At 66.2% G+C, this 24,634-nt stretch carries 28 protein-coding genes; 24 read left to right on the forward strand and 4 right to left on the reverse strand.

What is annotated here, in order from left to right; genetic code table 11:
- Positions 1-66: 66 nt before the first annotated feature.
- A complete protein-coding gene (locus PVW48_RS04185; RefSeq protein ID WP_274580427.1) occupies positions 67-537 on the reverse strand; it encodes a YbaK/EbsC family protein in 471 nt (156 codons plus the stop codon).
- 106 nt (positions 538-643) lie between these two features.
- On the opposite strand from PVW48_RS04185, the gene PVW48_RS04190 reads away from it, so the two are divergent.
- From PVW48_RS04190 to adh, 10 genes are all read left to right on the forward strand, one after another.
- Positions 644-1,072: a hypothetical protein gene (locus tag PVW48_RS04190; protein ID WP_012177759.1), complete on the forward strand. Its 429-nt coding sequence runs from the start codon at positions 644-646 to the stop codon at positions 1,070-1,072.
- A gap of 122 nt (positions 1,073-1,194) precedes the next feature.
- Positions 1,195-2,154, forward strand: a complete 960-nt coding sequence (locus PVW48_RS04195; protein WP_274580428.1) for a TAXI family TRAP transporter solute-binding subunit — start codon at positions 1,195-1,197, stop codon at positions 2,152-2,154.
- A gap of 12 nt (positions 2,155-2,166) precedes the next feature.
- On the forward strand, positions 2,167-3,954 hold the full coding sequence (locus PVW48_RS04200) for a TRAP transporter permease (RefSeq protein ID WP_274580429.1): 1,788 nt from the start codon (positions 2,167-2,169) through the stop codon (positions 3,952-3,954).
- Between the two features lie 83 nt (positions 3,955-4,037).
- Positions 4,038-5,030, forward strand: a complete 993-nt coding sequence (locus tag PVW48_RS04205) for a TRAP transporter substrate-binding protein (RefSeq protein WP_274580430.1) — start codon at positions 4,038-4,040, stop codon at positions 5,028-5,030.
- A gap of 61 nt (positions 5,031-5,091) precedes the next feature.
- Positions 5,092-5,589, forward strand: coding sequence for a TRAP transporter small permease (locus PVW48_RS04210; protein WP_274580431.1), 498 nt, complete (start codon positions 5,092-5,094; stop codon positions 5,587-5,589).
- Complete coding sequence (locus PVW48_RS04215; RefSeq protein ID WP_274580432.1) at positions 5,586-6,860, forward strand: TRAP transporter large permease; 1,275 nt, start codon at positions 5,586-5,588, stop codon at positions 6,858-6,860. Before PVW48_RS04210 ends, PVW48_RS04215 begins: the two co-directional genes overlap by 4 nt.
- 4 nt (positions 6,861-6,864) lie before the next feature.
- On the forward strand, positions 6,865-7,746 hold the full coding sequence (locus PVW48_RS04220; protein WP_274580433.1) for an isocitrate lyase/PEP mutase family protein: 882 nt from the start codon (positions 6,865-6,867) through the stop codon (positions 7,744-7,746).
- A gap of 325 nt (positions 7,747-8,071) precedes the next feature.
- Positions 8,072-8,335, forward strand: coding sequence for a hypothetical protein (locus PVW48_RS04225; RefSeq protein WP_274580434.1), 264 nt, complete (start codon positions 8,072-8,074; stop codon positions 8,333-8,335).
- Positions 8,336-8,415: 80 nt separating this feature from the next.
- Entirely contained in the window at positions 8,416-9,405 is a 990-nt protein-coding gene (locus tag PVW48_RS04230; RefSeq protein ID WP_274580435.1) for a GAF domain-containing protein, read from the forward strand.
- 113 nt (positions 9,406-9,518) lie between these two features.
- Entirely contained in the window at positions 9,519-11,039 is a 1,521-nt protein-coding gene (gene adh / locus PVW48_RS04235) for an aldehyde dehydrogenase (protein ID WP_012177768.1), read from the forward strand.
- A gap of 55 nt (positions 11,040-11,094) precedes the next feature.
- Here the strand turns inward: adh and PVW48_RS04240 are convergent, their stop codons facing one another.
- Positions 11,095-11,775 (reverse strand): SGNH/GDSL hydrolase family protein, encoded by a 681-nt coding sequence (locus PVW48_RS04240; protein ID WP_274580436.1) that lies wholly within the window; start codon positions 11,773-11,775, stop codon positions 11,095-11,097.
- A gap of 145 nt (positions 11,776-11,920) precedes the next feature.
- Entirely contained in the window at positions 11,921-12,988 is a 1,068-nt protein-coding gene (locus PVW48_RS04245) for a YeeE/YedE family protein (protein WP_274580437.1), read from the reverse strand.
- A 112-nt stretch (positions 12,989-13,100) separates the two neighbouring features.
- Here PVW48_RS04245 and PVW48_RS04250 point away from each other — a divergent pair, with 112 nt between their 5' ends.
- The 4 genes from PVW48_RS04250 to PVW48_RS04265 all read left to right on the forward strand — a co-directional run bounded on the left by PVW48_RS04250 (position 13,101) and on the right by PVW48_RS04265 (position 16,399).
- Complete coding sequence (locus PVW48_RS04250) at positions 13,101-14,330, forward strand: MFS transporter (protein WP_274580438.1); 1,230 nt, start codon at positions 13,101-13,103, stop codon at positions 14,328-14,330.
- Positions 14,331-14,384: 54 nt separating this feature from the next.
- Complete coding sequence (gene msrA / locus PVW48_RS04255) at positions 14,385-15,047, forward strand: peptide-methionine (S)-S-oxide reductase MsrA (protein WP_274580439.1); 663 nt, start codon at positions 14,385-14,387, stop codon at positions 15,045-15,047.
- A 94-nt stretch (positions 15,048-15,141) separates the two neighbouring features.
- On the forward strand, positions 15,142-16,011 hold the full coding sequence (locus PVW48_RS04260; protein ID WP_274580440.1) for a 50S ribosomal protein L11 methyltransferase: 870 nt from the start codon (positions 15,142-15,144) through the stop codon (positions 16,009-16,011).
- 64 nt (positions 16,012-16,075) lie between these two features.
- The gene (locus tag PVW48_RS04265) at positions 16,076-16,399 is read left to right on the forward strand and encodes a hypothetical protein (RefSeq protein WP_012177774.1); all 324 of its coding nucleotides are present in this window, start codon (positions 16,076-16,078) and stop codon (positions 16,397-16,399) included.
- Positions 16,400-16,475: 76 nt separating this feature from the next.
- Here the strand turns inward: PVW48_RS04265 and PVW48_RS04270 are convergent, their stop codons facing one another.
- The gene (locus PVW48_RS04270) at positions 16,476-16,673 is read right to left on the reverse strand and encodes a DUF1127 domain-containing protein (RefSeq protein WP_274580441.1); all 198 of its coding nucleotides are present in this window, start codon (positions 16,671-16,673) and stop codon (positions 16,476-16,478) included.
- A gap of 312 nt (positions 16,674-16,985) precedes the next feature.
- Here PVW48_RS04270 and ruvC point away from each other — a divergent pair, with 312 nt between their 5' ends.
- The 10 genes from ruvC (at position 16,986) to pal (ending at position 24,629) form a co-directional block, all read left to right on the forward strand.
- On the forward strand, positions 16,986-17,516 hold the full coding sequence (ruvC, locus tag PVW48_RS04275; protein WP_274580442.1) for a crossover junction endodeoxyribonuclease RuvC: 531 nt from the start codon (positions 16,986-16,988) through the stop codon (positions 17,514-17,516).
- Positions 17,513-18,187, forward strand: coding sequence for a Holliday junction branch migration protein RuvA (ruvA, locus tag PVW48_RS04280; protein ID WP_012177777.1), 675 nt, complete (start codon positions 17,513-17,515; stop codon positions 18,185-18,187). The genes ruvC and ruvA overlap by 4 nt, the downstream gene beginning before the upstream one ends.
- A 3-nt stretch (positions 18,188-18,190) precedes the next feature.
- The gene (gene ruvB / locus PVW48_RS04285; protein ID WP_012177778.1) at positions 18,191-19,264 is read left to right on the forward strand and encodes a Holliday junction branch migration DNA helicase RuvB; all 1,074 of its coding nucleotides are present in this window, start codon (positions 18,191-18,193) and stop codon (positions 19,262-19,264) included.
- A gap of 63 nt (positions 19,265-19,327) precedes the next feature.
- On the forward strand, positions 19,328-19,954 hold the full coding sequence (locus PVW48_RS04290) for a hypothetical protein (protein ID WP_012177779.1): 627 nt from the start codon (positions 19,328-19,330) through the stop codon (positions 19,952-19,954).
- Entirely contained in the window at positions 19,951-20,361 is a 411-nt protein-coding gene (gene ybgC / locus PVW48_RS04295) for a tol-pal system-associated acyl-CoA thioesterase (RefSeq protein ID WP_012177780.1), read from the forward strand. Before PVW48_RS04290 ends, ybgC begins: the two co-directional genes overlap by 4 nt.
- Before the next feature lie 95 nt (positions 20,362-20,456).
- A complete protein-coding gene (gene tolQ, locus PVW48_RS04300) occupies positions 20,457-21,131 on the forward strand; it encodes a protein TolQ (RefSeq protein WP_274580443.1) in 675 nt (224 codons plus the stop codon).
- A gap of 87 nt (positions 21,132-21,218) precedes the next feature.
- On the forward strand, positions 21,219-21,623 hold the full coding sequence (gene tolR / locus PVW48_RS04305; protein WP_274580652.1) for a protein TolR: 405 nt from the start codon (positions 21,219-21,221) through the stop codon (positions 21,621-21,623).
- A gap of 25 nt (positions 21,624-21,648) precedes the next feature.
- Entirely contained in the window at positions 21,649-22,698 is a 1,050-nt protein-coding gene (locus PVW48_RS04310) for an energy transducer TonB (protein ID WP_274580653.1), read from the forward strand.
- A complete protein-coding gene (gene tolB / locus PVW48_RS04315) occupies positions 22,695-24,035 on the forward strand; it encodes a Tol-Pal system beta propeller repeat protein TolB (protein WP_274580444.1) in 1,341 nt (446 codons plus the stop codon). The genes PVW48_RS04310 and tolB overlap by 4 nt, the downstream gene beginning before the upstream one ends.
- 66 nt (positions 24,036-24,101) lie before the next feature.
- Positions 24,102-24,629 (forward strand): peptidoglycan-associated lipoprotein Pal, encoded by a 528-nt coding sequence (pal, locus tag PVW48_RS04320; RefSeq protein ID WP_012177785.1) that lies wholly within the window; start codon positions 24,102-24,104, stop codon positions 24,627-24,629.
- Positions 24,630-24,634: the final 5 nt, after the last annotated feature.

Below are 24,634 nucleotides of genomic sequence, written 5' to 3' on the forward strand. Positions count from 1 at the left end.
CCGGGCCGGTGACAAGAGGCAATGTTAAAATAATTTACTTCGGCGGAATCCGGAGGTTTGGCGTTGTTATCCGGTGAAATCCGCCAGAACTGCCCCCGACAGCCGCAGCAATTCCGGTGGCGCGATGGGGAAGATATGGCGCGGGGTGCCCGCCGCGCCATAGACCGTGTCGAACGCCATGAGCCGTGGGTCGCACCAGGCGCGGATCGGGGTCAGATGGCCCACGGGCGACACGCCGCCGATGGCGAACCCGGTCTGGGCCCGGATCAGGGTGGCATCCGCCTTGCCCAGGGGCGCGCCCGCCACCGCACTGGCTTTGGCCGCATCGACCTGGTTGCCGCCAGCGGTCAGAAAGAGCACCGCCGCACCGCTGCCCTCGTCGCGGAAGATGATCGATTTGGCGATCTGGTCCAGGGCGCAGCCTGCCGCGTCGGCCGCCTGCTGCGCGGTGCGGGTCTCGGTCCCCATCTCCAGCACCGTGCCGTCCAGCCCGGCGGCCTGCAAGGCCGCGACCACCCGTTTGAGGCTCTTGCTCATGGCGAAGGCTCCTTTTCATTTCCCTAGGGGTTTGAACACGGCGCTTCACGAATTGTAAAACCGAATATGGAACCTTCGCGGCAAAGGGTTTTTGAAAGCGTCCTACATGGATTCCAGTCGCCGCTACATTCTGCTCAGCGTGATCATCCTGTGTGCGGCGCTGCCCGCGATCGGGGCTTTCCTGCTGTATTTCGTGACCCAGAACCCGACCTTGCGTCCGCTCGGGCTGACAAAGGAACAGCTTGTCGAATTCGAAGGCGATGCGGAGGCGTTGGCGATCCGGGTCACGGTCGATTGGGGGCGGGACCAGGTGCCGGAGGCGCGCAAGGCGGAGTTGCGGGCGCTGATTGCCGACAGGCTGATCATCTATACCGACGATTTCGCGATCACCATGCGCGATGTGCCGGGGGACCGGGTGGGGGTGACCTTCAAGGTGGGCGCGAATGAATACGGGCCCATGGCGCCAGAGCAGATGATGGATGGTATCATCCCTTCGCTGATCGCACTGGACATGACAAAAAAGGCACGGGAGTAACGGCGCCTGTCGCGGCGATGCAGGGCAGGGATCAAGGCACGGAGCAGGGCGCCGGGATTCTTCGGCTTGCGCTCCGCGCGCGGGTGCGTAGGCTCGCCGCGAACCAGTTTGGGAGGACTGTCATGACGTTTCTGAAACCCTTCGTGGTCGCGGCTGCCGTTGCAGCCTGCGCCATGGGCACCGCCGCCGGGGCCGAGACCCGGATCACCTATAAATCCGCCAAGGCGGGCTCGTCCTATTACCAGATGGCGGTGCAGATCTCCGAGGCGATGAAGGCGGGCACCGATGGCGCGATCTCGGTCACGGTCGAGGAAAGCCAGGGCTCGGTGCAGAACGTGATGGAGGTGCGCGCGCGCGGCGGCGACTACGTGTTCACCACCCCGCCCGCGCTGATCGGTCTGGCCCAGCGGGGGGCCGCCATGTTCGAGGGCAAAGGGAGCCCGGCCTTCGACGAGATCCGCGCATTATTTCCGATCCCGTCCCTGACCATGCATTTCGTGATGTCCGAGGCCAGTGGTGTCACCAGCTTCGCCGAGATGGAGGGCAAGACCATCCTGCTCGGCAGCGGCTCGTTCGGGGCGCGGGAGGGCGAGAAATACCTCGGCCTCTTCGGGCTGGAGGGCAAGGTCACCATTGCCGATAGCGAGCTGTCCAACGCGGTCAACGCGCTGAAAAACGGCCAGATCGACGGGTTCGTGACCGCGGGCTCCTATCCGGCGCCAAACGTGATCGAGGCGGCGGCCTCCACGGGGGTGACGGTGCTGTCGCTCAGCCCCGAGCAGATCGCGGAGACCGGGCGCACCGCCCTGACCATCCCGGCGGGCACCTATGCCGGGCAGGAGGCTGACATCGACACCACGTCGCTTCCGGTGGTTGCCTACACGACCACGAAGATGGACGAAGAGACCGCCTATCAGCTCACCAAGACCTATTGGGAGACCAAGGCCGAGATGGCGGGCGATGCCAAGTGGTGGGACGGGGTGTCGGTGGACATGCTGTCCAACATTACCACGCAGATCCACCCGGGGGCCCTGCGCTATTACAAGGAAGTGGGCGCAACCCTCAGCGACGCGCATATGTAAGCGCGCGCCCCGGTGGAGGCGGTCGAGGACCGGGCGGTCCCGCGCAGGCAGGTGTGGATCGCCCTGGGGGCGCTGACGGTGGCGTTTCATCTGGGGCTGATCTTCTACGGGCTGGTTCCCAACCTGGTGGCGCGGCCCTTGCACATGGCGCTGATCCTGCCTTGGGTGTTTCTGTTCGCCGCCGCCACCCCGGTGGCGCGGATCTCGGGGGCTGTTCTCACGGGCCTCGGCATTGCCGGGTGCCTCTGGATCGCGCTCAACCACCAGATGTTGCGCAACCAGTACGGCTTTCTCGAAAGCGGGTTCCAGGTCGTGCTGGCCCTTACAATGTTGCTGATCGCGATGGAGGGAGCGCGTCGGGCGATCGGCTGGCCCCTGCCACTGGTGGCGCTCCTGGCGCTTCTCTACGGGCTTTACGGGCAGCATATCCCCGGCGAGTTCGGCCATGCGGGCACGCCCCTGCGCAGTTTTCTCGGCACGCTGGTGGTGGCTGAGGGCGGCCTCTGGGGCAGCCTGACGGGGGTGTCCGTGGGCGTGGTGGCGGTATTCGTGATTTTCGGCGCGGTGCTGAATGCGGGCGAGGCGGGGCAGGGGTTCATGAACGTGGCCGCGGCCGCCGCGGGGCGGCTCCGGGGCGGGGCGGCCAAGGTGTCGGTCCTGTCCTCGGCGCTCTTCGGGTCGATCTCGGGCTCGGCCTCGGCCAATGTCGCCTCCACCGGGGCGATCACCCTGCCGGCGATGACCAAGCTCGGCTATCCGCGGCGGCTGGCGGCGGCGACCGAGGCGGTGGCGTCCTCGGGCGGGCAGATCATGCCCCCGCTCATGGGGGCGGGCGCCTTCGTGATGGTGGAGCTGACCGGCGTCCCCTATTCCGAGATCATGCTGGCGGCCCTGCTGCCTGCGATCCTTTATTTCGCGACGGTCTGGCAGGGGCTGAACGCCTTCGCGTCGCGCTATGACCTCAGGCCCATCCCCGTGGAGGATCGGCCCGCGCGCAGGCAGGTTCTGATCACCTCCGGCTTTTTCCTGGTGCCGTTCTCCACCCTGCTGATCGTGATGTTCGCCCTGGGCTACACGCCGCAATACGCCGCCGCGCTGGCGATCTTCACCGGGCTTGCGCTGCTTTTTGTCGACGTCTCCCTGCGGCCGAACCCGGGGCAGGGTTTCGCGCGGCTGGCCGAAGCCTTGCTTAACGCGGGCAAGCAGGTGTCGATGATCGCGGCGATCATCATCTGCGCCTCGATCATCATCGGGGTGCTGGGGATTACCGGGCTGGGGGTGAAGATCACCTCGGTGATCCTGTCGGGGTCGGGCGGTGCGCTCTGGCCTGCGCTGCTGCTGACCGCGCTCGCGTGTCTGTTGCTGGGGATGGAGGTGCCGACGACCGCGGCTTACGTGATCTGCGTCTCGGTGGCCGGTCCGGCGCTGATCGAGCTGGGGTTGGAGCCGTTGCAGGCCCATCTCTTCGTCTTCTGGTTCGCGCTGCTGTCGACCATCACGCCGCCCGTTTGCGGCGCGGTCTTCATCGCCTCCGGCATGGTGCAGGAGAACTGGCTGCGCGTGGCGCTCACGGCCATGGCGCTGGGCGTCGGGCTTTACGTGATCCCGCTGGCGATGATCGCCAATGACGCGCTGATCCGGCTGTCGACCGAGCCTGCCGCGGCCTTGCTGGCCCTGCTGGTGGTCGGCGCGGGGCTGGGCGGGGTGTCGCGAGGGCTGATCGGGCGCGAGCCATGGCCCTTGCGTGTCGCGTTTTGCGCAGGCGGGCTTGGCCTGTGCTTTGCCGCGCTCTGGGTTTGAGCGCGCCGCACGGGAGCGCTTGCCAATTCGTCGCAGCACCGTAAAGTCGCGTCAGTCAAAAAAAGACCACTGGGAGGAAGACCATGATCAGAGACACTCTGATACTTGCGGCCTGCGCGTCCGTCATCGGCAGCGCGGCCCTTGCCACCGAGAAGATGCGGATTTCGCTGCAACTGCCGCTGACCAGCCATCTGGGCGAGAACCTGCAGCTTTTCGAGAAGGAGGTCGAAGAGCGCACGGGCGGTGCCATCGACGTGGAAATCTATGACAGCGCAACCCTTTACCGCGACAAGGAAGTGCCCGCGGCCGTCGGCTCCGGCGCGATCGAGGCCGGGGTGGCATCGCTGACGCAGTATGTGGGCGACGCGCCGGTGGTGGACGTGTTCTACATGCCCTTCCTGTTCAACACCGAAGAGAAGGTGCGCGCGGCGGTGGCCGAAGGATCGCCCGTGCGCGAGATCCTGGAGACGGAGATCGCCAAGACCGGCGGCGAGGTTCTCTATTGGCAGGCCTATGGCGGCGCAATCCTGCTCAGCCAGGATGAGCCGATCCGCACCCCCGAGGACATGCAGGGCAAGAAGGCGCGGGTCTTCGGCAAGACGCTGGGCGATTTCGTGACCGCCGCGGGCGGCGCGCCGACGCTGATCTCGGGTTCCGAGCAATACCTGGCCTATCAGCGCGGCACGGTCGATGTGGGCATGACCGGTGTATCGGGCGTGAAATCCCGCAAGCTGTGGGAGGTGATGGACACCATCACCAAGACCAACCACGCCAATATCGAGTTCGTGGTGGTGGTCAACAGCGACTGGTGGAACGGACTGGATGCCGAGACCCAGGGCCACATCAACGCGGCCGCACAGGTGGCACAGGATGATGTGCGTGACCGTATGGCCGCGATCGAAGCCGAAGCCTACGCTGCCGCGGGAGAGAACGGCATGACCATCGTCGAGTTGACCGACGAGGAGCTTGCCAAGTGGCAGGCCGTGTCCCAGCCGGTCTATGACAGCTATCTCGCGGCGACGGGTGAGGCGGGGCGACAGATCCTCGACGCGCTCGGCGTGAACTCCGGCTCCTGACGAAACGCGTCTTTGCGCAATCAACCGGGCGGTCCTGCGCGGCCGTCCGGAAAGGCCTTTCATGTCCTTGATAACTTCCCTGTCCCGGTACGCCTGCATCTGCGGTGCGGTGCTGATGGCGTTGACCGGCGTGATGCTCACCTACGAGGTGGTGGCGCGGTATTTCTTCATCCGGCCCACGATCTGGGCGGCGGAGCTGAGCCAGCTCTGCCTGATCTGGGGCTGCCTTCTGGCCATGGCGCATCTGCTCACCTTGCGGCGGCATATCACCGTCAACGCGGTCACGGGGCTGTTGCCGCCCGGCGCGCAGAAGGTCTGCGCGGGCATCGCGCTGGTGGTGGTGATCGTCTTTTCGGTTATTGTGACCGTCTACGGCTTTGACATCTTCTACACCAGCTTCGAGCGGGGCCGGACCACGGGATCGCTCTTGAACCTGCCGGTGTGGATTTCCGAGTTGTCGGTGCCGCTGGGCTTCGGGCTGCTGACCCTCCAGGCGGGGGTCGAGCTGATCCGGCTCAAGGGCTCGGACACCACGAGCCTGGGGGCGACCCACGAATGACCATCATCCTGATCCTTGTCGCGCTCTTCGTGCTGTTGCTGCTGGGCGTGCCGGTGGCCTTCGCGCTGGGGGGCATGGGGTTGGCGATGCTGATCCTCGGGGGGTTCTCGCCCCTGATGGCGCCGCAATCCATCCTGTCCACGCTGGACGGGTTCATCCTGTTGGCGGTGCCCCTGTTCCTTCTGATGTCCAACCTGCTGCTGAAGGGCGGGGTGGGGCGCGATCTGTTTGCGGCCGTCCAGGCCTGGGTCGGGCATTGGCCCGGCGGGCTGGCGGTGGCGACGATCCTGAGCTGTGCGCTGTTTGCGGCGATCTCGGGCTCGTCGGTGGCGACGGCGGCGACCATCGGCACCGTGGCGATCCCCGAGATGATCAACCGCGGATACGAGAAGAAATTCGTCTATGGCCTGCTGGCTGCCGGGGGGACGCTGGGCATTCTGATCCCGCCCTCGATCCCGATGATCGTTTACGGCTTCGTGACCGAGCAATCGGTGATCGCCTTGTTCCTGGCCGGGATCGGGCCGGGGCTGTTGCTGGTCACACTCTTCGTGCTGTTTGCCATGCTGCATGCGCGGCTGTCGGGGACCTATACGCCCGTGCCCAAGGCGACCATGGCGGAACGGATGAGCGCCTCGAAACGGGCGCTGCCCTCGGTGGCGCTGGCCGCACTGGTTATTGTCGGGCTTTACTCCGGGGCCTTCACGCCGACGGAGGCTGCGGCCATCGGCTCGGCCGCGGCGCTGGCCATCGTCACTCTGTGGCTGCGGACCCTGACCTGGGCGACCTTCTGGGAGGCGGTGCGCGAAAGTGCGATCACCACCGCCGCGATCCTGCTGATCGTCGCGGGGGCAAAGGTGTTCGGCAAGGCGATCGCGCTCTACCGTATCCCGCAGGATATCTCGGCTTTCCTGACCCAGGTGATCGACGGGCCGATCATGTTCATCGTGGTGGTGTCGCTGGTGCTCTTGCTGATGGGGCTGGTCTTCGAGGCGTTGTCGATGATCCTGATCATGACGCCGGTGCTGTTGCCGGCGGCGATGGGGCTGGGCTTCGATCCGATCTGGTTCGGCATCTACATGGTGATCATGGTGGAATGTGCCTTGATCACGCCGCCGGTGGGATTGAACCTCTATGTGATACAATCGGTGGCGCGCACGACCCTGTCCAATGTGGCGCGCGGGGTCTGGCCCTTCCTCATTCTGATGCTGGTGACGGTGGGGGTGCTCTATGCCTTCCCGCAACTGGCGCTGTATATTCCTTTCCAATGGTGATGCGATGAGTGCTGCCCGAACCCTGCGGAACCTGCTGGCGCAGGACCGCTGCCACGTGATGCCGTGCTGTTTCGACGCGCTGTCGGCCAAACTGATCGCGCAGGAAGGCTATGATCTGACCTTCATGTCAGGGTTCGCGGCCTCGGCCAGCCGGATCGGTGCGCCGGATCTCGGCCTGATGAGCTATGGCGAGGTGGTGGACCAGGCCCGCAACATCACCGAGGCGGTGGACATTCCCCTGATCGGCGATGGCGACACCGGCTATGGCAATGCGATGAATGTGCGCCGGACCGTGACGGGGTTCGCGAAGGCGGGCTGTGCCTCGGTGATGATCGAGGATCAGCTTGCGCCGAAACGCTGCGGCCACACGCCGGGCAAGGCGGTGGTGGGGCGCGACGAGGCGTTCGACCGGATCCGGGCCGCTGTGGACGCCCGGGAAGAGACCCGGGCCGCGGGCGGCGATATCCTGATCCTGGCGCGCACCGATGCGCGGCACGAGCACGGGCTGGCCGAGGCCATCGACCGTGCGGCGCGTTTTGCCGAGCTGGGGGCGGATATCCTCTTCGTGGAGGCGCCCAGGACCGAGGCGGAAATGCGCACGGTCTGCGCCGAACTACCGGGGCCGAAAATGGCCAATATCGTCGAAGGCGGCGCCACGCCGGACCTGCCCAATGCGGCGCTGCACGATATCGGCTACGCGATTGCGGCCTATCCCCTGTCGCTGATGGCGGCGGCGATGCAGGCGATGGTGCGCACGCTGCGCGGCATGCGCGACGACCGCCGGCCGGACCTGATGGACTTCTCAGAGCTGCGCACCCGGATCGGGTTCGATGCCTATTATGCGGCGTCAGAGCGCTACGCCTCATCCCGGCGCACGCCCGACTAGCGCGGCTACCCGGATGCGGTCCGGTGCTGTCCGGGCCGGTTTTTGGGATGCAGTCTTGTCGTGCTTGTCGGGGACAGGGAATTTGTCCCGTTGCCTCCTGCCGCCGTCTTGGTCGTCACGCGCTTTGGCGCGGACTGGGTGGGGTGCGAGATTGTCATAAAAAACAAGACATTGAGCCGAGAAGCTCAAGTTCTGCGACACCATTTCCGACAGTTTTTATCAAGAAATAATTGCAAGCCGTAACGCGATGTGCTGTTCTCGGCCTTGTCGAGCCACGTTTCCTGCGCAGCCCACCCGGCGCTCTTGCTCAAACAAGGAAACGCAGATGGCACATGACTTCCACTGGCTCCTCGCGATGCACACGACCGCGGACCGCTTTGGTGACGGGCTGAAGCCTGAACTTGCGGCCCTGCTGGGCGGGGACGCGACCCGGTTCGGACCCGATGTGCGCCCGCTCGGGCGGGTGCCGGTCTCCGCCGGGCCGGCGGATCAATTCGCGACCAAAGCGCAATTGGCCAAACTCGGGATTCCCTTTATCGCTCCGGCAACGGGGGTGCATGCGGGTCTGGAAACCGCGGACAGCACCTGACCCGCGGTCTTGGACAGGCCGGTTCGGGGCCGGAGCGGCCGCATCCAGGTCGGTGGTAACCGGGTCGAAGGAACTGGGGGATGCAGATGACACATGGTTTTGCGCAGCATGTCGAGAACGTGGTGGCCACGGTGGCGATGCCCTCTGCGGCGGCGCAGTCGCGGCTGGCCGCATCCTGGTGTCGGTCCTTCAAGACCTACCAGCTGCATCCGGGCTATCGCAGGCGTCCCGAGCGGCTGTCGGGTCGGGATTTCAACCTGCGCAAGGATGAGAACGACGCGCTGATCCATGCGGCGGGCTCGGCGCTGGATCACCTGTTCAAGGTGCTGCGGATGTCGGGCTGCGCGGTGTTCCTGGCGGACCGGGAGGGGTGCATCCTCGACGGGCGGTCCGGCACCGGCGATGCGGACGGGTTCGAGAGTTGCAACCTGAGCCCCGGCGCCGATTGGAGCGAGGCCTCCGAAGGCACGAACGGGATCGGCACCTGCCTGAGCGAGGGCCGCGCCGTGACCATCGACCGAACCGATCATTTCTCGGCCCGCAACATCGCCATGACCTGCATCGGCGCGCCGGTTTTCGGGGCCAGGGGCGAGTTGGTGGGCGCGGTGGACGTGTCCTCGGCCCGGGAGGACCACACGCCGGGGCTGAATGCGCTGATGGCTGAAACCGTGGCCCAGGCTGCGCGCAATATCGAGGCGGCGCTGTTCCGGCAGGCTCATCCCCGGGCGCGGATCGTGGTGGCCGAGACCGACGGCACGGGCCCGGTGGGGCTGCTGGCGATCGACCAGGACGATGTGATCACTGGCGCGACACATGCCGCGCGCCGGTCCATGGGCGTGGCGCGAGACACCCCGTTCGCGCCCATGCCCGCCGCCGATGTGTTGGGCCGTCCCGAGCCCCATCGCGGCTTCGACCGGGCCGAATATGCCGCCGTCAAACGCGCCCTGCTGCGGGCCGGCGGCAATGTCAGCGCGGCGGCCCGCGACCTCGGGGTCGGGCGCGCGACCCTCTATCGGCGCATGAAGCGGGTCGGTCTCGACGAAACCTGTCGCAACCTGTCTCAGAACTGAGACAGGTGCGGTGCATCACCGGTATGCGCCCCCAAGACAGCCGATTTCACAACGCTCTACACTGTAGGCGTTATTCGGGTCGCACTGGCCCACAAGCCCAGGAGGAATTCATCATGAATGAGATGACACAGGTCGACGACACCCTCGTCTCGCCGTTCAAGGACCGCTACGACAACTTCATCGGCGGCAAGTTCGTGCCCCCGGTCGAGGGACGCTATTTCGACAATGTCACACCGATCACCGGCGAAGTCGTGGGTCAGATCGCGCGCTCTTCGGCGGCGGATGTGGAGCTGGCGCTGGACGCGGCCCACGCGGCCAAGGATGCCTGGGGCAAGACCTCGGTCACCGAGCGCGCCAATATCGTTCTGAAGATCGCCGACCGGATTGAGGAAAACCTCGACATCATCGCCAAAGCGGAAACCTGGGACAACGGCAAGCCGATCCGTGAGACGACCCTGGCCGACATCCCCCTCGCCGTGGATCACTTCCGCTATTTCGCGGGTGTGCTGCGGGGCCAGGAAGGCTCCATGTCCGAGATCGACAACGATACAGTGGCTTATCACTTCCACGAGCCGCTCGGCGTCGTGGGCCAGATCATCCCCTGGAACTTCTCGATCCTGATGGCGGCCTGGAAACTGGCGCCCGCGATTGCCGCCGGCAACTGCATCGTGCTGAAGCCGGCCGAGCAGACCCCCGCCGCGATCATGGTTCTGGTGGAACTGATTTCCGACCTGCTGCCGGCGGGTGTTCTGAACATCGTCAATGGCTATGGCGGTGAAGTGGGCGCGGCGCTGGCGACCTCCGACCGGATTGCGAAGATCGCCTTTACCGGGTCCACCGCCACGGGCCGCAAAATCATGGAGGCCGCCACGGTCAACCTGATCCCGGTTACGCTGGAGCTGGGTGGCAAGTCGCCGAACATCTTCTTCAAGGACGTGATGGCCGAGGATGACGCCTTCCTCGACAAGGCGGTCGAAGGCTTCGTTCTGTTCGCGTTCAACCAGGGCGAGGTCTGCACCTGCCCGAGCCGGGCGCTGATCCACGAGGACATCTATGAAGAGTTCATCGCGCGCGCCATCGCCCGGGTGAAGGCCATCGTGCAGGGCGACCCGCGCAAGATGGAAACCATGGTCGGGGCCCAGGCGTCGAAAGAGCAGAAGGACAAGATCCTGTCCTACTTCCAGATCGGTGTCGAAGAGGGGGCCGAAGTGCTCACCGGCGGCAAGGTCGCTGACGTGTCCGACGATCTGAAGGATGGCTTCTATATCGAGCCGACCATCCTGAAGGGGCACAACAAGATGCGTGTCTTCCAGGAAGAGATCTTCGGCCCGGTCGTGTCCGTGACGACCTTCAAGACCGAAGAGGAAGCGCTGGAGCTGGCCAATGACACCATGTACGGCCTCGGCGCCGGGGTGTGGTCGCGGGATCAGAACACCTGCTACCGCTTCGGGCGCGGTGTCCAGGCGGGGCGCGTCTGGGTCAACAACTACCACGCCTATCCGGCCCACGCGGCCTTTGGCGGGTACAAGCAGTCCGGCATCGGGCGTGAGAACCACAAGATGATGCTCGACCATTACCAGCAGACCAAGAACATGCTGGTCAGCTACAATCCCAACAAGCTCGGCTTCTTCTGAGCCTTGGGCATACGTTGCACGCGCGGGGCCTTGGCGGGCCCCGCGTTTTTCATGCCTAGCGTTCGGGGTCGAGGCGGGAGATTTCCGCCGCGATCAGCGCGCCAATCGCCGCCGCGCCGCGGGCGTTGGGGTGAATGTTGTCGCGGGCGAAAAACTCCGGGGTTTGCGGGCCCATCACGGGATCGGCATCGACGAAGAACACATCCTCGCGCTCTGCAGCAAACCGTGCCAGGCGCGCATCCACCACCCGCAACTCGTCGGCGCAGCGATCCGTGCGCCCGCCAAGCCCGGTGGGGCCGTAATAGCCCACGATCAGCACCCGGCGCGCGCCCTCGGCCAGCACGCCGCGCACCAGGTCCGGCCAGGTCCCGCGTGTACCGTCGGCGGAGACCATGGCGTCCACCTCCGCCTCGCAGCGGTTACAGCCGCAATCCCGGTTCAGGTCGTTCGCGCCACCGTTCATGATGACCCAGTCCCAGTCACCGTTTTGGTACTGGTTCTCCACCGCGCGGACAAAGAGGGTGCTGCGCCGCAGGCGTGCGCCCGCGCGGGCGTTGTTGTCGACAGGCTCGCCCAGGATTTGCGCCACATGGGCCGGGATCGCCAGAGCGCCATTCCAGGTCATCACCGAGTCGCCGATCACCTGGATGCGTGGGGACGCCGACGCGGGCGCGGCCAGTCCCGACCAGGCCAGGGCCAAGGCCATGACAAGGCCCTGTTGCAGTCTCCGAAACATGTCGCTTGCCCTTCTGTCGTCCCCATGCCCCCTGTCACTTGGGGCGTCACGGGGCGTAGACAACCGGCGCGGCCGCGCCCGGATCGCAGGCTCGGTGCAAAAGGCGGTGCTCAAAGTGACTTGCGCCCACGTTCTCGGGCGAGGGTTACTCCGCGGGCACGCCGCGGATGCCACGCTGATCGACCAGCAGGTCGGTCAGTACCGCTCCGATCCACATGCAGGTCAGCGCCAGCCAGGCGGTCCCCACGAAGATCGACCCGCCCGTGACGCCGGCGCCAATCGCGCAGCCCCCGGCCAGCATCCCGCCGAAGCCCATCAGCGCCGCACCCGTTATCGAGCGGGTCATGGAGCCTGCGCCTTCGAACCCCTGTAGTTTCAGATCGCCGCCGATCCAGGCACCGAGAAAGGCGCCGAGAAACACGCCGGGCACCAGGCCGATATCAAATTCCAGGACCGGGTTCGGGATGAGAAAGAACATCAAGGTGTTCGCGGAAGGCCCCGTAAAGGTGACGCTTTCGATCTGTACGGGGTCGAAGGCGACCGCGCTGAGGGCAAAGGTCAGAACCCAGCCAAGCGCCACCGCAAACCCCACGCCAGAAGCCATCACCAGCACCCGCGTGCCGATCCGGTTGCGGCGCGCGATCTCCAGCGCCAGAACGGCGAGGACGAGTCCGAGCACGAGCCCACTTCCGCGCGGCAGCCCCAGCGCGTTCAACAGGTTCACGTTGCGCCCACCCTCGGTCATCCAGAGCGCGGCGAGCCAGTCGCGCAGGGGCGCCAGTACGCCTTGCAGGGCCATGATCGCGACCACGGCGAAAATCAGGCCCGAGACCACCGAGCGCAGGTTGCCCGTCGCCGCGAGCACCAGAAGCCGCCCGGAACATCCCCGCGCGAGCACCATGCCCACCCCGAACATCAGCCCCCCGAAGATCGCGCCGGACCAGGACCCGGTCACCGCCATCATGCGCGCATCCTCCACCCGCATTAGGCCCAGAAGGGTCGCCCCCTGCACCCAGACGAGCGCGGTCGAAAAGCACAACAGCCACACCGCCATGCGCCGCCCGAACTGCCCGCGGGCAAACTCCACGCAGGCCGCGCGCAGGCAGAAGGACGACCGCTGGGCGGCAAATCCCAGCACCATCCCTGTGATCAGGCCAAAGAGCGCGGCGGTCGGTGCCTCGCCGATTCCGTCCACCAGAGGCAGGATGTCCATGGCCCTCTCCCATTCGAAATTTGGAATATGTGTGTCACGGACGGGCCCCGCGGGCTTTGACCCAGATCAGTTTTTTCTCGCCATGCCCGGTCTTCGGGCGTAAATCGCAATCATGCGACTCGTGCCCCTTGCCGAAGCCGCCGAACTGCCCCGTTGGCGGCAACCGGTGACGCTGCTGTTCCTGATGGCCTTTGCGATGCCCATCGCGTTTGCCACCTGGAGCGCGCTTCTCAACAATTTCGTGATCGAGCGGGCGGCCTTCACCGGTGTGGAGATCGGCTGGCTGCATACGGTGCGGGAGATCCCGGGCTTCCTCGCCGTGGGTGTCATCGCCCTGATCATGATCATCCGCGAACAGGTTCTGGGCCTCGCCTCGCTCTGCCTTTTGGGGCTGGCCAGTGCCATGACCGGGTTTTTCCCGACCTATTACGGCATTCTGGCGCTGACGCTGCTCAGTTCCATCGGGTTTCACTATTATGAGACGGTCAATCAGTCCCTGCAACTGCAATGGATCGCCAAGGACCGCGCCCCGCAGACCCTGGGCTGGATCGTGGCGGCGGGCTCGGCGGCGTCGCTCCTGAGCTATGGCACGCTGGTCGTCAGCTGGAAGGCCTTCGATCTGAGCTACAGCTTCGTCTACCTGACATCGGGCGGGATCACGGCGGCGATCGCGCTGTTTTGCATGTTCGCCTATCCGCAATTCGAGAGCCCCAATCCGCAGAACAAGCGCATGGTACTGCGGCGGCGTTACTGGCTTTACTACGCGCTGCAATTCATGTCCGGGGCGCGGCGGCAGATTTTCGTGGTTTTCGCCGCCTTCATGATGGTTGAGCATTTCGGCTTCGAGGTGCATCAGGTCACGGCCCTGTTCCTGATCAACTTCCTAGCCAACATGCTCTGTGCGCCGCTCATGGGCAAAGCCGTCGCGCGGTTCGGGGAGCGGAACGCGCTCGCCTTTGAATATACCGGTCTGATCTGTGTCTTCTTGGCCTATGGCGGCATCTATTGGCTGGGCTGGGGGATGATGGTGGCCGCGGCGCTCTATGTCCTGGATCACCTGTTCTTCGCACTGGCTTTCGCGCTGAAAACCTATTTCCAGAAGATCGCGGACCCCGCGGACATCGCGCCCACGGCCGCGGTGGCCTTCACGATCAACCATATCGCGGCGGTGTTCCTGCCGGCCTCGCTGGGCTACATGTGGGTCGTGTCGCCGGCGGGCGTTTTCTGGCTGGCCGCTGCCATGGCTGCGACCTCTTTGTGCCTGTCGTTGCTGATCCCGCGCCATCCGGGCCCGGGGCACGAGACGATCTTCCAGTCCCGCCTCGCCACCCCGGCGGAGTAGCAACGCGCGCCCTGCATGCCTATATCAGGGGAACCCAAGACAGGAGCCACCGCGATGTTTTTCATGAGCCGCAAGAAAGCCGAGATGGTCCGCGCCGAAGACGCCCTGCCGGGACGTGCGGCGGCCATTCCGACCGCAGACACCCATTTCCTTTCGGGCCGCCCGCTGACCCTCAGCGTGCCCGAGGGCATGGAGGTCGCGATGTTCGGCATGGGCTGTTTCTGGGGCGTGGAGCGGATGTTCTGGAAGCTCGATGGCGTATGGCTGACCATGGTGGGCTATGCGGGCGGCTTCACTCAGAACCCCACCTACCAGGAGGTCTGCACTGGCCAGACCGGCCATAACGAGGTGGTGCGCGTGGTCTATGACCCCAAGGTCATCTCCTACGAGACCCTGTTGCAGGTGTTCTGGGAAGGTCACGATCCCACGCAAGGGATGCGCCAGGGCAATGATGTGGGCACCCAGTACCGCTCGGGCATCTACACCACCACTGAGGCCCAGGCCCAGGCGGCTCGGGACAGTCGCGCGGCCTATGCCGACCAGTTGCGCAACGCGGGCTTCGGGGCGATCACCACAGAGATCGTTCCCGCGCCGTCCTTCTACTTCGCCGAGGATTATCACCAGCAATACCTGGCGAAGAACCCAAACGGCTATTGCGGGATCGGCGGGACCGGCGTGAGTTGCCCGATCGGCACCGGGATCGCCAAGGCGGGCTGACACGTGCGGCGCCCTTGCCCTGCGGGGGCGCCCGTGAAATACGAGCGGCGCGTGTCGCCGCCGCGTTCCAAGGTGGCCGGAACGGAGCCCGCTTATGCCGACCTATACCGCCTACACGACCTTGCCGGGAAAGGCGCCCGCCGAAGAGCTCGGCGCGGCGCTGGAAACCCTGACGCCCGTGCCCACGGGGGTTGGTGTGTTCGAGATCGAGGACGGCTCCGGGCTATGGGAGGTCGGGGCATATTTCATCGAGGCGCCGGATGAGACCGCGCTCGCGCTGCTGGCCGCGGCCTTCGATGCCAGACCCTTCAGCGTGTCGGAACTGCCGGAGACCGACTGGGTGGCCAAGGTCAAGCGCGAGCTGGCGCCCGTCACGGCGGGGCGGTTTTTCCTTTATGGTAGTCATGACGCCGACAAGGTGCCTCCGGATGCGGTGCCCCTGCTGATCGAGGCGGCGATGGCGTTCGGGACCGGGCATCACGGCACGACCCAGGGCTGTCTGCGTGCCTTCGATGCGCTCCTGAGCGCTGGACAGGCGCAGGGTCCGGTGCTCGATGTGGGGTGCGGGACGGCGGTGCTGGCCATGGCGGCAGCACGGGTTTTCGACACCACGGTGGTGGCCAGCGACATCGACCCGGTGGCGGTGGATGTGGCCGAGGCCAACCTGGCCGCCAACGGCATGGCGGGCCAGGTGATCTGCGTGGAGGCGACCGGGCTCGATCACCCCGAGATCGCGGGGGCAGGGCCCTTCGGCGTGATCTTCGCCAATATCCTCAAGGGGCCGCTGATCGATCTCGCTCCGGCGATCACGGCCGCACTCGCGCCGCAAGGGCACGTGATTCTTTCAGGGCTTCTGAACGAACAGGCCAGTGAAGTGATCAATGCCTACGCAGACGCAGGATTGTCCGTGGTTGCGCGGGACGAGATCGGAGAATGGACCACTCTGACCCTGAAAATGCCATAATCTGTCGTCGCCGCGAGGGCCGCGCGTTATCTTCAAATTGTGTTCAAATTTGGAGAGTTTTGCGATGTCTGATCAGGACAATCTGGCGCTTTTCGGGGATCGGGTGGCGCGGCTGTCGTCTACACGGGACGCAAAGCAGCGCCATGGCATCGTCTGCTGCGCGCGCCAGGAGCGGAGCCGCCGAACATGGCTCCCGCTGGGGCGCATTCTGGGGGTTCTGGCGATTTGCGTGGTGCTGAAGGCCTTCGCCATCGCCTATCTGTCGGAAGGCACCTACCGGACGCATTTGCTCTATTTCGATCAGACGAACATGGTGGAGAGCCTGCTGGCCGCTGCGCTGGCACCGGATCCGCTGTCCCTGAAACTGTCGCGTCACTTGCCGCTCTAGCCCGGGCGGGATGCAAGCGCCTAACGCAAAAGGCGCGCCAGTGCGGGCGCGCCTTTTTGTTTTCGGATCGGGTGGTTCAGCGTTGGCGGGCGACTTCCTCGATGTCGCCGCGCGCGAGACCGATATCGTCAAGCTCCCGGTCCGACAGGCGGTTGAGCTCGTTCCGGATGACCCGGGCATCGTTCCAGGCAATCACGGAGCCGAACAGGCTCGAAAAGAAGCCCTCGGCGCGGGGGAACAGGACGTGCGGGCGGGAAGTGTCGAAGACTGCCATTTGGCGATACCTTGTAAGCGGCGTGTGGCCGGGGTGGGTTGCGTTCTGGGCGGCAGTTAAGGCGGAGGATAGGGCTTTGCAACGGTCGGAAACTGCATGTTCGCCATGCAGTTTTGTCATGCCTTGCAAGAGGGTTCAGGGCCCTCAAAGAAAACCAGAAAAACGACCTTCCGAATGTCGTTTTTCGCCCGCTTCCGACGCAGAGGGGCGGTGTGCGGCTGCAATCTGGTGATTGTCCCGGGCGGCAAGGGTGTTGGCAGATGTTCGCGTTTCGTGCTAGTTGTTTCAAAACGAGCAGAAAAAGAGATGGGCATGCGTGTTCTGGGCATCGATCCGGGCCTGCGAAACCTCGGCTGGGGCGTGATCTCGGTCCAGGGGAGCAGGCTGCGGCATGTGGCCAACGGTCAGATCCGCTCGGAGGGCAGTGAGCTCGCGCAGCGCCTTCTCAGCCTCTATCGCCAGTTGACCGAGGTCGTGGTGGGCCATGCGCCGGATGCGGCGGCGGTGGAACATACCTTTGTCAACAAGGACGCCACGGGCACCCTGAAGCTCGGGCAGGCCCGGGGCATCGCCCTGCTGGTGCCTGCGGCGGCCGGGCTGGAAGTGGCGGAATATGCCCCCAACCATGTGAAGAAATCCGTGGTCGGTGTCGGCCATGCCGCCAAGGAGCAGGTGCAGCACATGGTCAAGCTGCAACTGCCCGGGGTCGTTCTGACTGGGGCGGATGCGGCGGATGCCCTGGCGATCGCGATCTGCCACGCCCACCACCTGCAGTCCCGGGGCAAGCTGGTTGCCGTCAACCGGACGGTAGCCGCGCCCGATGGATTGCGGAGCGTGTCATGATCGGGCGGCTGTCGGGGGTCCTGGTCTATCGCGGGCGGGATCACATCGTGCTGGATGTGCGCGGCGTGGGCTATGTTGTGCAATGCTCCGAACGCACCCTGGCGGGGATGCCCGCGCCGGGCGGGCCCGTGGCGCTCTTTACCGAACTTCTGGTGCGCGAGGATCTGTTACAACTTTACGGATTTCCCACGCTGCTGGAGAAGGAATGGCACCGGCTTTTGACATCTGTGCAGGGGGTGGGGGCCAAGGCCTCCATGTCGATCCTGTCGACCCTGGGGGTGGACGGGGTCGGGCGGGCGATCGCGCTGGGTGATTGGGGCGCGTTGCGCAAGGCCCAAGGTGTGGGTCCGAAGATCGCGCAGCGGGTGGTCAACGAGTTGAAGGACAAGGGGCCGGAGGTGATGGCCATGGGCGGGACGCTGGAGGCCGCGTTGGACGGTGTCATCGAGGACGGCATGGCCGCCTCGGAGGGCATCGAGCCCCCCTCGGCGGCGCGCCCGGCGGTGCCGTCCGCCGCCAGCGACCAGGCCGGGGCGCTCTCGGCGCTGGTCAATCTGGGCTATGGGCAGGGCGAGGCGGCCAGTGCCGTGGCCACCGCCGCGGGCGAGGGGGCCGTGGGCGAGACCGATATCATCCGCGCGGCCCTGCGCCTGTTGGCGCCGAAAGGATAAGCGATGCAGAGCGATCCGACCTTGCGCCCCGAGCCCTTGCCGGACGAGCGCGACGGGGCCGACCGGGCCTTGCGGCCGCAATCCCTCGACGCGTTCATCGGGCAGGCGGAGGCGCGCGCCAACCTGCGGGTTTTCGTCGAGAGCGCCCGCCGCCGGGGCGAGGCCATGGATCATGTGCTGTTTCACGGCCCGCCGGGTCTGGGCAAGACCACCCTGGCGCAGATCATGGCGCGCGAACTCGGCGTCAATTTCCGCATGACCTCTGGTCCGGTGCTGGCCAAGGCGGGGGATCTGGCGGCGTTGCTGACCAACCTGGAGGCGCGCGACGTTCTCTTCATCGACGAGATCCACCGGCTGAATCCGGTGGTGGAGGAGGTGCTTTATCCCGCGCTGGAGGATTTCGAGCTCGATCTGGTGATCGGCGAGGGACCTGCGGCGCGGACGGTGCGGATCGAATTGCAGCCTTTCACCTTGGTGGGGGCGACCACGCGGCTGGGGCTGCTGACCACGCCCCTCAGGGACCGGTTCGGCATTCCGGTGCGGTTGCAGTTCTATTCGGCCGAGGAGTTGGAGCAGATCGTGGCGCGGGGGGCGCGGATGCTCGATGTGCCGGCCGAGCCGTCGGGGATCGCCGAGATTGCCCGCCGCGCCCGGGGCACGCCGCGCATTGCCGGGCGGCTGTTGCGGCGGGTGGTGGATTTTGCCCTGGTCGAAGGCGATGGCACGATCACCCGTGCGGTGGCCGATGGCGCGCTGACGCGGCTGGGCGTGGACCGCGCGGGGCTCGATGGGGGGGACCGGCGCTACCTGAGCCTGCTGGCGGACAATTACGGCGGCGGCCCGGTGGGGATCGAGACGATCTCGGCGGCGCTGTCGGAGGCGCGCGACGCGGTCGAGGAGGTGATCGAGCCCTACCTGTTGCAGCAGGGGTTCCTGCAGCGCACGCCGCGGGGCCGGATGCTGGCGCGCAAGGCCTGGGCGCATCTGGGACTGGAGCCGCCCCGGGCACCTGGCGGCGCACCGCAGAGCGATCTGTTCGAAGGTCCCCCCGCGGAAGGGCCGCCGACGGAGATTTGAGGTCCAGGCCGAAAGACTTTATGCCTCCGGGGGGAGTATTTCTGCAAAGGTGAAGGGCAGGGCGTGCAGGCAGACGAGATCGAGGCGTTGTTTACCCGCGGGGATGGAAGCTACCTTTGTGCGCGCTGGGGGCGGCCTCAGGCGCCGGTCGTGTTCGGGGTTGACGACGCGACGCTGTCGGTGGTCAAGGGCGCGTTCGAGGCGGTGGCCCGGCTGGCCGGGATCGAGATCGCCGAGACCGATCCGGAACTGGGCGCCAACCTGATGGTGTTTTTCTTTCGCGATTGGGCGGAGTTGCCGGAGGTGCCGAACATGGACCGGCTGGTGCCCGAGCTGGGGCCGCTGGTCGCGCGGCTGGAGGCGGCGGAGGCCAATCAGTACCGGTTTTTTCGCTTCGATACGGAGGGCGGGATCAAGGCGGCTTTCGTATTCCTGCGCATGGATGCGCATCTTTCGGCGGTCCCGGCGGAGACACTGGCGCTCAGCCAGGCGGTGCAGACGATCCTGCTGTGGTCCGACAGGGCCTTCACCGAAACCTCGCCCCTTGCGGCGACGCAGGGCGGCGCCACGTTGCTCAAGCCCGAGATCGCGCAGGTCATCCGGGCCGCCTATGATCCGGTGCTGCCCGTGGCGGCGACGGATCCGGCCCATGTCTTGCGGGTCGCGGCGCGGATCGGGGCGACGCAATGAGCGTCCATCGCTTCGATCTGCGGGTCTATTACGAGGATACCGACCTTGCGGGCATCGTCTATTATGCCAACTACCTGAAGTTCATCGAGCGTGGGCGCAGCGAGTATCTGCGCGCCCTCGGCATCGACCAGACCGCCCTGCGCGACACATCGGGTGTGGTCTTTGCCGTGCGCCGGGTGGAGGCGGACTACCTGCGTCCGGCAGTCTTTGACGATCACCTGTGCGTGACCACCGCGCCCCGTCAGGTCACCGGGGCGCGCATCGTGCTCGACCAGGGGGTGCTGCGCGGCGAAGAGGTGCTGTTTTCTGCCTTGGTGACAATCGTTTGCCTGTCGGGCACGGGGCGGCCTGCGCGAATGCCACGTGAGGTTGTCGCGGCCTTCGGGGCAGAGGCGAAAACGCGCTAGAGCCGTTCTGCAGCCTTTCAAAAACCCGGCAAAGCGCGTATCTTGTCGGCATAACAAACGGCCCCCGAAGGGCTGGAGACAGGACTGAGCAGGCCATGACACCCGAGATAGACTTCTCGTTTCTCGCGCTTTTCGCGCGTGCGACCCTGACCGTGCAACTGGTGATGATCCTCTTGATCGGGATGTCCTTCTGGTCCTGGTCGATCATCATTCAGAAATGGATCACCTTCCGCAAGGCGCGGGCCGAGGCCGAGGCGTTCGATGCCGCCTTCTGGTCGGGCGATCCGCTCGACGACCTGTTCGACGAGATCGGACCAACGCCCGAGGGCGCGGCGCAGCGGGTTTTTGCCTCGGGCATGACGGAATGGCGCCGCTCGCACCGCGACACCGGGGATCTGATCCCCGGGGCGCAGCAGCGGATAGACCGGTCCATGGACGTGGCCATCGCCAAGCAGAGCGAGCGTTTGCAGAACGGGCTCAACTTCCTCGCGACCACCGGGGCGACGGCGCCTTTCATCGGCCTGTTCGGCACGGTCTGGGGTATCAAGCACAGCTTCGAGCAGATCGCGATCCAGCAGAACACCAACCTCGCCGTGGTGGCACCGGGCATCGCCGAGGCGCTGCTGGCGACGGGGCTGGGGCTCTTGGCGGCGATCCCGGCGGTGGTGGCCTATAACAAGCTGTCGGCGGATGCGGACCGGATCGTGGGTGGCTACGAGGCCTTTGCCGACGAGTTCGCAACGCTCCTGTCGCGGCAGTTGGACGCCTGAGCCGTGAAGGCCAGAGTTTCCAGTGGGGCGGGCGGCAGCGGCGGGCGTCGGCGTGGGCGTCGGTCGGGCCGGGGCGGGGCCAAGGCGATGTCCGAGATCAACGTCACCCCCTTCGTGGATGTGATGCTGGTGCTCCTGATCATCTTCATGGTGGCCGCACCCCTGCTGACCGTGGGTGTGCCTGTCGATCTGCCCGAGACCAACGCCCAGGCCCTGCCGGGCAGCGAGGAGGAGCCCCTGACCGTCACCGTGGCCGCCGATGGCCGCGTGCTGATCCAGACCACGGAAGTGCCGCGCGATACGCTGATCCCGCGTCTGCGCGCCATCGCGGCGGAGCGGGAGGGCGACCGGCTGTTCCTGCGCGCGGATACGGGGATTTCCTATGGCGAGGTGATGCAGGTCATGGGCGCGCTCAATGCCGCCGGGTTCAACAATATCGGGCTTGTGACCGAAACCGGCGGCCCCGATTTCGACGGTGGGAGCGAGGGCTAGGCCCGCGATGGTGCGCCTGCCGCATATCGAGACCGGGACCTATATCTCCGGCGCGGGGCATCTGGCGCTCTTGGCCTGGCTCGCCCTGGGCGGACTTTTTTACTCCGCGCCCGAATTGCCGGTGCCCTCGGCGGCCGAAGTCGTGTTGTTCAGTGAGGCGGAGTTTGCCGCGATGACCCGGGCGCCGGAGGTTGCCGAGCCCGCCCCCGCCCCGCAGCCGGAGCCAGCGCCCGAACCCGCTCCACCCCCCGAACCCGCTCCACCCCCCGAACCTGCGCCAGCGCCGGAACCCGTCCCGCAGCCGGAACCCGAACCCGTGCCGATCCCCGAGCCGGAGCCCGCGCCGCCGCCCCCGGCAGAGCGCGTGGCACCCGAGCCCGTGCCGCAGCCCGAGCCGGAGGCGCAGGTCGCGCCAGAACGGCAGGAGGCCGTCACCCCCGACAATTCCGGGACCGAGGCCGTGCCTGCGGAAGAGGCCACGGCCCCCGAGGCCGCGACCACACGCATCATCACCGAGGCCACCGAGACCGATCCCGAAAGCCAGGCCCCGGACCTGATCGCCAGCCCGCGCCCGCCGGCGCGCCCCGACCGCCCCCGGCCCGTGCCGGTGGAGGCCCCACCCACACCCGAAGCGCCGCCGGAAACGCCCGCCGAGACCACGCCGGACCCGGTCGCCGATGCAGTCGCGGCTGCCGTGGCAGAGGCCGTGGAGACCCCGAGCGCGGTGAGCCGCCCGGATGTGCCCGTCGGTCCGCCCCTGACCGCGTCCGAACGGGACGGTCTGCGCGTGGCGGTTCAGCAATGCTGGAACGTGGGTTCGTTGTCGTCGGATGCGCTGCGCACCACGGTCACGGTTGCAGTGGAGATGGAGCAATCGGGTCGCCCCGTGATCAATTCCATCCGCATGATCGGCTCTGAAGGCGGCTCGGACGCGGCGGCGCGCCAGGCCTTCGAGACGGCACGCCGGGCAATCATCCGCTGCGGCAGCGCCGGTTTCGATCTGCCGGTTGAGAAATATGCCCAGTGGCGCGATATCGAGATGACATTTAACCCCGAAAGGATGCGGATCCGATGAAACGAGCCTTCTTGAGTGCCTTGAGCGTCGGTTTGGCGGCGCTGTTTCTGACCGGACCGGCCCAGGCCCAGAGTAATCCCGGCCCCCTGCGGATCGAGATCACGGAAGGGGTGATCGAACCGCTGCCCATCGCGGTGCCGCCGTTTCTGGCCGAGACGCCAGCGGCGCGCCAGTTCGCCCGCGACATCGCGCAGGTGGTGGCCGATGATCTGGAAGGATCGGGGCTGTTCCGGGCGATCCCGGAGAACGCCTTCATCAGCCCGATCACAAGCTTCGACTCGCCGGTGCAATATGCCGACTGGAAGGCGATCAATGCCCAGGCGCTGGTTACCGGGTCGGTGTCTGTGGCAAGCGACGGGCGGCTCGTGGTCAAGTTTCGGCTGTTCGACGTGTTCTCGGATGCGCCCCTGGGCAAGGGGCTCCAATTCGTGGCGAGCCAGTCGAGCTGGCGGCGCATGGGTCACAAGGTCGCCGACGCGGTCTATAGCCGGATCACCGGGGAGGGCGGGTATTTCGACAGCCGCGTGGTTTTCGTGTCGGAAACCGGCCCCAAGAATGCGCGGCAAAAGCGGCTCGCGATCATGGATTACGACGGTGCGAACGTGCAGTTCCTGACCGACAGTAGCGCGATCGTGCTGGCGCCGCGCTTCTCGCCCACGGGCGATCGGGTGCTTTATACATCTTACGCGACGGGACGGCCGCAGATCACGCTGCTCGATGTGAATTCCGTGCGCAGCCAGGGGCTTGGCTCCGCCCAGGGTGGCGAGATGAGTTTTGCCCCGCGGTTCTCGCCGGATGGGCGGTCGGTGGTGTTCTCGCTGACCAATGGCGGCAACAGCGATATCTACCGCCGCGATCTGTCCAGCGGGGCGCAAACCCGGCTGACGGCCACCCCGGCCATCGAGACAGCGCCGAGCTTCTCGCCGGATGGGCGTCAGATCGTGTTCGAGAGCGACCGAAGCGGGTCGCAGCAACTCTACGTGATGTCCGCCACGGGCGGGGAGGCGCGGCGCATCAGCTTCGGCCCCGGGCGCTACGGCACGCCGGTCTGGTCGCCGCGGGGGGACCTGATCGCGTTCACCAAGCAGAACCAGGGCCGCTTCCATATCGGGGTGATGCGCACGGACGGCTCCGAGGAGCGGCTGCTGACGTCGTCTTTCCTCGATGAAAGCCCGACCTGGTCGCCCAACGGGCGGGTGATCATGTTCACGCGGGAAACCTCCGGCGCGGGGGGGGCGCCATCGCTCTATTCGGTGGATATCTCGGGCCGGAACTTGCGGCGCGTGCCGACCCCGGGGGCGGCGTCGGACCCGGCCTGGTCGCCGCTACTGCCCTGAGATCACCCGGTGCAGGGCGCAAAAAGACATGTTACAGTGCACAAAAGAGAAATCGAGGAGCGGGCAATGACACATTTTCACACTTCGCGGCTGCGTGCGCCCCTGGCGCTGATCGTGGCGCTGGCGCTCTCGGGCTGTGCGGGTTCGGGCGGGCTGTTCGGCGGCGGCGCGGGCGGCGGCACGGCCGGCAGCGGAGCCTTGAGTTCGGGCGATTTCGGGGACCCGACCTCGCCGGCCTATTTCCAGCAGGCCATCGGTGACCGGGTTCTGTTCGCGGTCGACCAGAGCACCTTGAGCGGCGAGGCGCAGCAGGTCGTGTCCCAGCAAGCCCGGTGGCTGATGGATAACGGGGCCTACACCGCCGTGATCGAAGGTCATGCGGACGAACAGGGCACGCAGGAATACAACCTCGCCCTCGGCGCGCGCCGGGCCAGTGCCGTGCGCGACTTCATGGTCTCGCAAGGGGTGGCCGACAACCGGCTGAGCACGGTGACCTTTGGCAAGGAGCGCCCGATCGAGGTCTGCTCCGAAGAGCGGTGCTATGCCCAGAACCGCCGCGCGGTCACGGTGCTGAGCGCCGCGCCCGGATCCTGAGGGGA

The organism is Dinoroseobacter sp. PD6, assembly GCF_028807315.1.
Lineage (GTDB): Bacteria > Pseudomonadota > Alphaproteobacteria > Rhodobacterales > Rhodobacteraceae > Dinoroseobacter > Dinoroseobacter shibae.